The sequence below is a fragment of the Streptomyces spiramenti genome, assembly GCF_012034385.1.
Lineage (GTDB): Bacteria > Actinomycetota > Actinomycetes > Streptomycetales > Streptomycetaceae > Streptomyces > Streptomyces spiramenti.
Genome location: NZ_JAAVJB010000205.1, coordinates 1 through 9,092 on the forward strand (window position 1 = coordinate 1; position 9,092 = coordinate 9,092).

A 9,092-nucleotide genomic window follows, 5' to 3' on the forward strand; every position below is an offset into this window, starting at 1 on the left:
GGGCGCGCCCGGTGGCGCGCCCGCCGGATCAGAGTGCGAAGACGGCGACGAGCACGACGACGACGGCCACCGCGATGACGGCGCCGATCACCAGCCCTCGGTTGCTTCCGGAGGTGGTGCTGCCCGACGTACCCGCGGGAGCCTCGTCCACGAAAGCCTGGAACATCTGGGTGCTGCCCGCGGGGTCGTGCTGCGTGTTCCGCGGGGCCTGGGGATTATGAGCCATGGCAGCGGACCTTAGCGAACGTCGGTGGTCCACCGACAGGCAGGATGAGGTCAACTCCGCCCGACGCAGCCCGGGTAGCCCGAGCTGCCCCGCTTCGTCACCGTCGCGCACACCCCGGCAGGGTGCGTGCTCCGGAGCGCTGCCGCACCGTCACGCCGCACAGCCACGCCGCACAGCCACGCCGCGCCCGCGCCGCCTCTCCCCGCGATCACCCGCACCACGGACCCCACCGGCCCTTTCCGGTCCCGGGGGTTCCGGAACGCCGCACACCCCTTGCGGACGAGGCGGCCCCCGTCCTGCACTGGAGGCCCCCACACCCCCACCCCCACCGGATGTGATCGATGTCCACGAACCGCTCCGGGCGCCGCCGCGGCGCCCGTCGTACCGCTGTGGCGGGAGCAGCACTCGGCCTCGGCGCCGCCCTGCTTGCCGCCGGCACCGCGACCGGCTCCCCCGGTTCCGCCACGTCGGCGGATCCGGCCGCCGCCGACCCGCCGACCGCCACCGTCGTCTTCCACGACGACTTCGACGGCCCCGCCGGTGCCCCCGTCGACGGCTCCTCCTGGAACCTCGACCCCGGCGACAACATCAACAACGTCGAGCGGCAGTACTACACCGACGGCACCGACAACGTCGCCCAGGACGGCAACGGCAACCTGGTGATCACCGCCGAGGAGGGGAACCCCGGCAACCACCAGTGCTACTACGGCCCCTGCGAGTACACCTCGGGCCGCATCAACACGGCGGGCAAGATCGAGGCCGAGCACGGCCGCGTCGAGGCGCGCATCCAGCTCCCCGAGGGTCAGGGCGTCTGGCCCGCCTTCTGGATGCTCGGCACCGACTTCGGCGACGTCGGCTGGCCGCAGAGCGGCGAGATCGACATCATGGAACTCCTCGGCCACGAGATGGACACCGTGCACGGCACCGTCCACGGTCCCGGGTACTCCGGTGGCGGCGGCATCGGCTCGGCCTACCAGCTGCCCGACGGCGGGAGCTTCGGCGACGGCTTCCACACCTTCGCCATCGACTGGTCCCCGGAGTCCATCACCTGGTCCGTCGACGGCGACGAGTACCAGACCCTGACCCCGGCGGACGTCACCGGCGAGTGGGTGTTCGACAAGCCCTTCTTCCTGATCCTCAACGTCGCCGTGGGCGGCGAGTGGCCCGGCTACCCGGACGAGTCCACGCAGTTCCCGCAGGAGATGGTCGTCGACCACGTCACCGTCACCGAGTTCACCGGCTGACCCCGAGCCGGAAGGGCGCCCACCCGAACGGGGTGGGCGCCCCACGTCGCCGCCTGCCACAGACCCCCGCCGCCCTCGACGCGACCGCCTCGAACGGTCAGGACCGGTCGCCGCGCCCGGTCGCCGCAGCCGTTCGCCCGGCGATCCGGTGCGTCGCACCGTCCGCCGAAGAGACGCGGCCCGACCCGCCCGGCACCGCCGTCCGGGCGGAGAAGAGCTCCCGCGACCGCCGTCCCGGCGCGCCCACCGGTAATGAGAACCGACGATGTGGGTAGCTCGACCGTCATGAGCAGCAGACTCGCCCGGGCGGACCGTCGACTCTTCCAGCTGGTGGCCGCCCACCACTTCCCCGGGGGCGACCGCGTCCTCCCCCGGCTCAGCCGCAGCGCCAACCACGGACTGCTGTGGTTCGGCGCCGCCGCGGCGATCGCCGCCACCGGCCTCGGTGGCCGCCGCACCGCCCGCAGGGCGGCACTCCGCGGCAGCGCCTCCCTCGCCGTGGCCTCGGCGACCGTGAACGTGCTCGCCAAGCGCGCCGTGCGCCGCCGGCGGCCCGTCCTCACCGACGTCCCGGTCATACGGCAGCTGAACCGCGCGCCCTTCACCACCTCGTTCCCCTCGGGACACGCCGCGTCGGCCGCCGCCTTCACCACGGGGGTCGCGCTGGTCTCCCCGAAGTGGGGCGCCGCCCTGGCCCCGGTGGCCGCCTCGGTCGCGTTCTCCCGCGTCTACACCGGCGTCCACTACCCCGGGGACGTGGTGGCCGGCGTCGCCATCGGCGTCGGCGCGGCGTTCCTCGTGCGGCGGCTGCTGCCCCGCGACCACCTGGAGCCACCGGCGGTCCGCACCGCGGTCAAGGCCCCCGAGCTCCCCGAGGGCAAGGGCCTGGTCGTGGTCGCCAACGCGGGTTCCGGCAGCTCCGGACTGCCTCCCGAGCGCGTCATCGGCGAGGTCCTGCCTCGCGCGGAGGTCGTGCTCTGCGGCGGGGAGGGCGGCGTCGACGTCACCGCCGCCCTCGAACAGGCCGCGGCGCGCGCCGCCGAACTCGGCGGCGCCCTCGGCGTCAGCGGCGGCGACGGCACCGTCAGCGCCGCCGCGCGGTGCGCGATGGAGCACGGGCTGCCGCTGGCCGTGCTGCCCGGCGGCACGCTCAACCACTTCGCCCACGACCTGGGCATAGAGACCAGCGAGGACACCCGCCGCGCGCTGGCGGACGGCGAGGCGGTCGAGGTCGACCTGGCCCGGTTCACCAACGAGGACGCCGCCCCCACCCCCAGCGACCCCGCGGTACCGGCGGCGGGCGGCACCTTCGTCAACACCTTCTCCCTCGGTGTCTACCCCGAGATGGTGCGGGTCCGCGAACGCTGGTCGCCCCGGGTCGGCAGCTGGCCAGCCGGGGTGATCGCCGCCTGGCACGTGCTGCGCGCCTTCGACCCGGTGGAGTTGGAGATCAACGGCGAACGGCACCGGGTCTGGCTGCTGTTCGCGGGCAACTGCCGGTACGAGGGGCTCGGCCTCGCACCCCAGCGCCGCTCCCACCTCGCGGACGGGCTGCTCGACGTGCGCGTCGCCTACGCCGACCGCTGGGCCCGCACCCGGCTGCTGGCCGGCGCCCTCAGCGGCCGGCTGAGCAGCTCCCCCGTGCACGGCGCCGCGCTCCTCCGTCGGATGCGGATCGACTGGATCGCCCCCGGCACCCGCCTCGCCTACGACGGCGAGATCGGTGACGCGCCGGGACGGCTGCTGCTCAGCAAGGAACGGTCCGCCCTGACGGTCTACTGCCCGCAGGCGACCCAGCGGCTGACACCGCTCACCACCCCGGCCTGACCGCCGCGCCGCGGCGCCACCCGACACCTCACGGGAGCGCGAGCCGTCGCCCTGCTCCCGCGCCGCCCGGCAGCTTCCGCGACCGTCCGCCGCCCCAAGCCGCCCGGCCGCACTCCGCCCCGACCTGCCCGGCCGGCGCCCACTCCCCCGGCCTGCCTCCGGGCACCGCTCGCGGCCGTGCCGCCGAAGGCGGACCGACGAGTTCCGGAACTCGGTTCTCTTGAAACCCAGTTGTGCAGGCGCTGCAATGGACCCGCACCAGGCTTCCTCACATCCCCCACAGCCGCGCCCGCCACCACCGCGCCCAACGCGCGGGGCACCGGGCACGGGTCCGACGGCGGTACTCCCGCCAGAGAGGACGTGGCCCATGACGGGTCCCCGGCCCGCCCGCGCCTCCTCCACCGACTCCCCGCACCCCCGCCCGGAACGCCGCCGCCCGCTGCTGCGCCGTCCGCGCCTCGTCGTCGCCGCGCTGGCGCTGAGCCTCGGAGCGTCGCTGCTCGCGTCGGGCGCCACCGCCACCGCGCTGCCCGACGCGACGGCTCCCTCCCTCACCGCCGCGGCCCCGGCCGTCGAGCCCCCGTCCACCCAGAACGTCGTCTTCTTCGACGACTTCAACGGCCCCGCCGGCGCCGGGGTGGACGGCGGCAAGTGGACCCACGAGGTCGGCGACAACTGGGGCAACAACCGCGAGTCGCAGTACTACACGCCGGGCACCCGCAACGCCGCGCTCGACGGCAACGGCAACCTCGCCATCACCGCCCGCAAGGAGAACCCGAACAACTACCAGTGCTGGTACGGCCGATGCGAGTACACCTCCGCGCGCCTCAACACCGCCGGCAAGTTCAACGCCCAGTACGGCCGCGTCGAGGCCCGCATCAAGATCCCCCACGGGCAGGGCATCTGGCCCGCCTTCTGGATGCTCGGCGCCGACTACGCCGACGTCGGCTGGCCGCAGACCGGTGAGATCGACATCATGGAGAACGTCGGCTTCGAGCCCGGCAGGGTCCACGGGACCCTGCACGGCCCCGGCTACTCCGCCGGAGGCGGCATCGGCGCCTCCTACACGCTGCCCGGCGGGCAGCGGTTCGCCGACAACTTCCACGTCTTCGCGGTGGACTGGTCGCCGAACCGCATCTCGTGGTCGGTCAACGGCACCGTCTACCAGACCCGCACCCCCGCCGACCTCGGCGGACGGCAGTGGGTGTTCAACAAGCCGTTCTTCCTGATCCTCAACTTCGCCGTGGGCGGCGAGTGGCCCGGCTACCCCGACGCCTCGACGCAGTTCCCGCAGCAGATGCTCATCGACTACGTCCGCGTCACCGAGGGCCAGACGCCGCCCCCCACCGGCCGCACCGGGACCATCACCGGACTCGCCGGCAAGTGCGTGGACGTCGCCAACGCCAACAGCGCCAACGGCACCCCCATCCAACTCCACGACTGCAACGGCAACGCCGCCCAGCAGTGGACCGTCCCCGGTGACGGGACGCTGCGGGCCTACGGCAAGTGCCTCGACGTGGACGGCCCCTCCACCGCCGACGGCGCCGCCGTCCACCTCTGGGACTGCCACGGCGGACCCAGCCAGCAGTGGGCGATCAGCGGAGCACGCGACATCGTGAACATCCCGGCGAACAAGTGCCTCGACGTCCGGGAGCACAACACCAACAACGGGACCCGGCTGCAGATCTGGACCTGCTCCGGCAACCCCAACCAGAAGTGGAACACCCCCTGACCTGGGCCTGACCACCGCCCGCCGTGGCGCCCGCCCCCGCACGGGGCAGGCGCCACGGTGGCGCAGCGGGACGGTGCCACGGCAGCGCGTCGACGCGCACACGCAGACACGACAAAGCCCCTCCCGGTCTCCCGGAAGGGGCTTCACTGTGCGCTCGGCAGGATTCGAACCTGCAACCTTCTGATCCGTAGTCAGATGCTCTATCCGTTAAGCTACGAGCGCCTCGGCCCGGCGGGTTTCCCCTGGACCGCGTTGCGTGGACAACATTACAGCACCTCGGCCTCAGGGTGAAATCGATAGCCCGTACCCATTCTGAGCTGCGGAAACGACCACAACGGGCGTGTCGGCGATCGCGCTCCCGGCCCGCTGCGCCCCGCTCTCCGCGCCCGGTACGGACGCCCTGCCTCCGCCCGTCGACGCGAGGCCTGCCCAACGACGAGACCCCCGGCCGCAGGGCCGGGGGTCTCGGTGTGAGCTGCGGAGGCTCCGGGATTTGAACCCGGGATGGGGGGTTACCCCAAACCGCATTAGCAGTGCGGCGCCATAGACCAGACTAGGCGAAGCCTCCACGCACCCCGCGCGTGCGAAGGGTGCGTGCCAAATCATGCCACAGCCCTGGCGAGCGCTGCGAATCGACCCCGCTCCGTGACGGCGCCCCGGGGCGGGAGCCGGGCCCGGCCCGCCTTTCAACAACCCGCGCGGGAAGCGGGCCGGCCGCCGGGACGGCGTACGGCACCCACCCCGGCCTGCGGCGACACCGCCCGCGCGGCGCGGGCGGGACGGCACCGGGCACACGTACGGCCGCTCCCGGCGCAACGAGAAGCCCATGGCCGCGTTAGGCACGGAAGGCACGCGCTCTTGCGCCGCCCGAACCCGACAGGCTGGAGCACTCGCATCATGTCGTACACCGCACTCGCCGCCGCCCTCGCCGCCGCTGCCGCTTTCGCCGGCACGGCGACCGGCGCCGCCGCCCCGCAGGAGCCGGAGACCCGGCTGGTCATCTCCGTCTCCGAGAACGGCGAACTCTCGGACGCCCGGGAGACCACCCTCACCTGCAACCCCGCCGGTGGCGAGCACTCCGCCCCGCAGGCCGCCTGCGACGAACTGGACGCGGCGGGCGCGGCGGTCCTGTCCCCGGTCTCGCGGACCTCGGTCTGCACCCAGATGTACGGCGGGCCGGAGACCGCGCGGGTGACGGGTGTCTGGGCCGGGCAGCCGGTCGACGCCGAGTTCAGCCGCACCAACGGCTGCGAGATGCACCGCTGGGACCAGCTGGGCACCGTACTCGGCCGCTGATCCACCACCGAACCACTACCGGAGCCCGACGTTCCGCTCTGTTCCGGTCCGTCGCTCCGCAGGTCCGGGCGCCCCGAGCGGGTGTCCGGACCTGCCTGCGCTGGGCCCGGCCGGCCCCTCCGCGGGGCTGGGCGAACCCTCGCGCACCCGCTCTCCCGCGCACCCGCGCAAGGCGGCGGCGCGGCCCCACACGCCCGGCCGGGGTCCGCGGTGGGATCGGCACGGCTTCGGTACTCGGCGGCGGCCAGGTGTGGGGCCGGTGAGCGGCGAGTGATGGGCCGGAGTGGAGGACCGTCGATATTCGGCGACGATTTCCCGCCAACGCGCGCCCCCGGCGCACACCGTCCGCACTACGCGAAACCGCTCGCCCCCGCCCGAGGCCTTGAGCCCGCGGTCGACCGCACAGCCGACACCTCGTCAACTCCCTTGTTCCGCAGTAGTGACGGCGCCCGGCGCCGGTCGCCGCGCCGCCGTCCCGCCCGTCGCCCTCGCCGCGACGCAGCCGCCCCGGGAACCGGCGACCGGCCCCGTGCGTCCCGGCCCCCACCGGCCGCGACGTGGCCTCCGCCACAGACCGCCGGTCCCTCGTACGGGAGAATCCTTGCTCGGTCGGGCCACCTCCGTGTGGGTGGCTGCCCGTAGACTCCCTCTTGACGCCTTCCGGTGGCGCCCGCCGTGCGCGGGCCGGGCCGGAAGCGGTCGCCGGGGAGGCCAACGTGGGGGCTCAACGTCACTGAGGAGGATGGGTCGTCGTGAGCAGCAGGCCGGCGAGAGGCACTGCTCGCCTCGCCGCCATACTCGACGCGCTGCCTGACGCGCTGGTGCTGGTCAACGGCAACGGCACGGTGGTCAACGCCAACAGCATCGCGCAGGAGGCTCTGGAGTCGCCGGGCGCACCGCTGGTGGGCCGCGGACTCCTGGACATCCTCCCCGACTTCGACCCGCGGCGTATCCCCGGTTCGATGCGGCCGGAGGAGCTGGACTCCCAGGGCCGCACCGGCCCGACCCGGATGACGGCGCGACGTACGGACGGCAGCGAGCTCCAGGTCGAGGTCACCAGCGCGGCGATCCCGGCGGGGCACTCGCCCTACGCCTCCGCCATCGAGGCCGCCTTCGCCGACGACTACAGCGGCGACGAGCTGCTGATGCTGGTCGTCCGCGACCTGACCGGCACCCTGGACACCGAGGCGGAGCTCGCGCGCCAGCAGCGCCAGACGGAGATGATCCTGCGCGCGGCGACCGAGGGCGTCATCGGCGTGGACACCGAGGGCCGGGTCGTGCTGGTCAACCCGGCCGCCGCGCAGACGCTCGGCCACCGCGCCGGCGCGCTGGGCGGCCAGGAGGTGCACCCGCTGATCCACCACTCCCAGGCCGACGGCACGCCGTTGACCTGGGAGGAGACGCCGCTGCACGACACGCTGCGGTCGGGGCGCAAGCACCGCGTCCGCCAGGGCCAGGTGCTGTGGCACAAGTCCGGCGAGGCCATCCCGGTGGACATGACGACGGCCCCGGTACGGGACGGCGACCAGTTGGTCGGCGCGGTCATGACCTTCACCGACCGCCGCCCGCACGACTCCCTGGTGGCGCGCCACTCACAGCTGGACGCGGTGCTGGCGCACGCGCTGCGCGGCCCGCTGGAGGAGCTGCGCAGCGAGCTGTCCGCGCTGGCCGCCGACGCCGCCGGCCAGTTGTGGCCGGAGGCCAACCAGGTCCTCCACCATCTCGCCGCGGGCTACGCGCGCATGACGACCCTGGTGGACAACGTCCTCAGCTTCCAGCGGCTGGACTCCGGCCGGGAGAAGCTGGCCCGCAAGAAGGTCTCGCTGGACACCGTGGTGACCGCGGGCGTCGAGGGCGCGACCGAGCTGATCGGCCCGGGGCGCGCGCAGTTCGCGGTGCACGCGCCGCCGATCGACGCCGAGGTCGACCCGGAGCGGCTGGCGCAGGCGCTGGCGCACCTGGTGGCCGACGTCGCGGGTGTGGACTCGACCGGCCGCTCGGCGAACGGCGCCCGGGGCGACTCGACGATCGTGGTCGCGGCGGCGCAGCGCGGTGACGTGGTCCGGATCGAGGTCCGCGGCCCGTACACCGGCGGCGACCCGGTCCACTCCCCGCTGGTGCGCGGGATCGTCCGGCTGCACGGCGGCGTGCTCCAGACCCACGAGGTGCCGGGGGCGGCCGACGGCCGCGCCTACGTGCTGGAGGTGCCGGTCCGGGCGGACCGGAAGCCGGTCGAGCCGGGCCCTCGGGTCGAGCGCGCCGGGGACACGACGGTGGTACCGGTGCCGGCGGAGCCGGTGCGGGGGACGGCGTCGCGACGCGCTCCCGAGCAGCCGGGACGTCAGGGTGTCCAGCCGCAGGAGGCGTCCGGGGAGGGCGGGGCGACGGGGTTGCCCGCGCTGCCGGCGCTGCCCGCCGGGTCGGACGCGCCGCGGGCGGAGCCGCTGATCGTGACGGCTCCGGAGCCGGCTCCGGGCGGCTTCGACGGCACACCCGACAGCGGCGAGGGCTTCGGCGGGGAGACCGCGCCGACGCGACCGCAGTTGCCGGCGCAGGTCTCGGCGGAACCGCTGCCCGCGGCGGAGCCGGTACCCGGGCCGCAGATCCCGGAGCAGGCAGCCGCGCAACAGCCGGTGCCCGTCCCGGCCGGGAGCGGTGAGTCGCCCACCGGGCGACGGCGCCAGCGCGGACAGCTCGCAGCACCTGGCCCTGGCGGACGCGGTGCTTGCGCCCCGACCGCAGCGTGTCGTGCAGCGGCGTCTCCTCC

6 protein-coding genes and 2 tRNA genes are annotated in these 9,092 nt (G+C 74.4%); 5 read left to right on the forward strand and 3 right to left on the reverse strand.

What is annotated here, in order from left to right; all coding sequences use genetic code 11:
- Positions 1-28: 28 nt before the first annotated feature.
- Complete coding sequence (locus HCJ92_RS19270) at positions 29-226, reverse strand: hypothetical protein (RefSeq protein WP_167934878.1); 198 nt, start codon at positions 224-226, stop codon at positions 29-31.
- 341 nt (positions 227-567) lie between these two features.
- Between HCJ92_RS19270 and HCJ92_RS19275 the strand changes: the two genes are divergently transcribed.
- The 3 genes from HCJ92_RS19275 to HCJ92_RS19285 all read left to right on the forward strand — a co-directional run bounded on the left by HCJ92_RS19275 (position 568) and on the right by HCJ92_RS19285 (position 5,029).
- On the forward strand, positions 568-1,470 hold the full coding sequence (locus HCJ92_RS19275; protein WP_167934879.1) for a glycoside hydrolase family 16 protein: 903 nt from the start codon (positions 568-570) through the stop codon (positions 1,468-1,470).
- 285 nt (positions 1,471-1,755) lie between these two features.
- The gene (locus tag HCJ92_RS19280; protein ID WP_167934880.1) at positions 1,756-3,297 is read left to right on the forward strand and encodes a bifunctional phosphatase PAP2/diacylglycerol kinase family protein; all 1,542 of its coding nucleotides are present in this window, start codon (positions 1,756-1,758) and stop codon (positions 3,295-3,297) included.
- Between the two features lie 367 nt (positions 3,298-3,664).
- Positions 3,665-5,029, forward strand: a complete 1,365-nt coding sequence (locus tag HCJ92_RS19285) for a glycoside hydrolase family 16 protein (RefSeq protein WP_209311336.1) — start codon at positions 3,665-3,667, stop codon at positions 5,027-5,029.
- Between the two features lie 149 nt (positions 5,030-5,178).
- On the opposite strand, the gene HCJ92_RS19290 is transcribed toward HCJ92_RS19285, so the two are convergent.
- Together HCJ92_RS19290 and HCJ92_RS19295 are read right to left on the reverse strand one after the other, a co-directional pair.
- A tRNA-Arg gene (locus HCJ92_RS19290) sits at positions 5,179-5,251 on the reverse strand.
- Positions 5,252-5,507: 256 nt separating this feature from the next.
- Positions 5,508-5,597 (reverse strand) — tRNA-Ser (locus HCJ92_RS19295).
- A 329-nt stretch (positions 5,598-5,926) separates the two neighbouring features.
- Between HCJ92_RS19295 and HCJ92_RS19300 the strand changes: the two genes are divergently transcribed.
- Positions 5,927-6,325 (forward strand): SSI family serine proteinase inhibitor, encoded by a 399-nt coding sequence (locus tag HCJ92_RS19300; RefSeq protein WP_167934882.1) that lies wholly within the window; start codon positions 5,927-5,929, stop codon positions 6,323-6,325.
- Between the two features lie 752 nt (positions 6,326-7,077).
- On the forward strand, positions 7,078-9,092 hold a 2,015-nt coding region (locus tag HCJ92_RS19305; RefSeq protein ID WP_167934883.1), incomplete at its 3' end, for a PAS domain-containing protein.

What these genes read in the sequence shown, in the direction of transcription:
- HCJ92_RS19270 (WP_167934878.1), bottom strand. Translation starts at nt 226, where the DNA reads ATGGCTCATAATCCCCAGGCCCCGCGGAACACGCAGCACGACCCCGCG.
- HCJ92_RS19275 (WP_167934879.1), top strand. Translation starts at nt 568, where the DNA reads ATGTCCACGAACCGCTCCGGGCGCCGCCGCGGCGCCCGTCGTACCGCT.
- HCJ92_RS19300 (WP_167934882.1), top strand. Translation starts at nt 5,927, where the DNA reads ATGTCGTACACCGCACTCGCCGCCGCCCTCGCCGCCGCTGCCGCTTTC.
- HCJ92_RS19285 (WP_209311336.1), top strand. Translation starts at nt 3,665, where the DNA reads ATGACGGGTCCCCGGCCCGCCCGCGCCTCCTCCACCGACTCCCCGCAC.
- HCJ92_RS19280 (WP_167934880.1), top strand. Translation starts at nt 1,756, where the DNA reads ATGAGCAGCAGACTCGCCCGGGCGGACCGTCGACTCTTCCAGCTGGTG.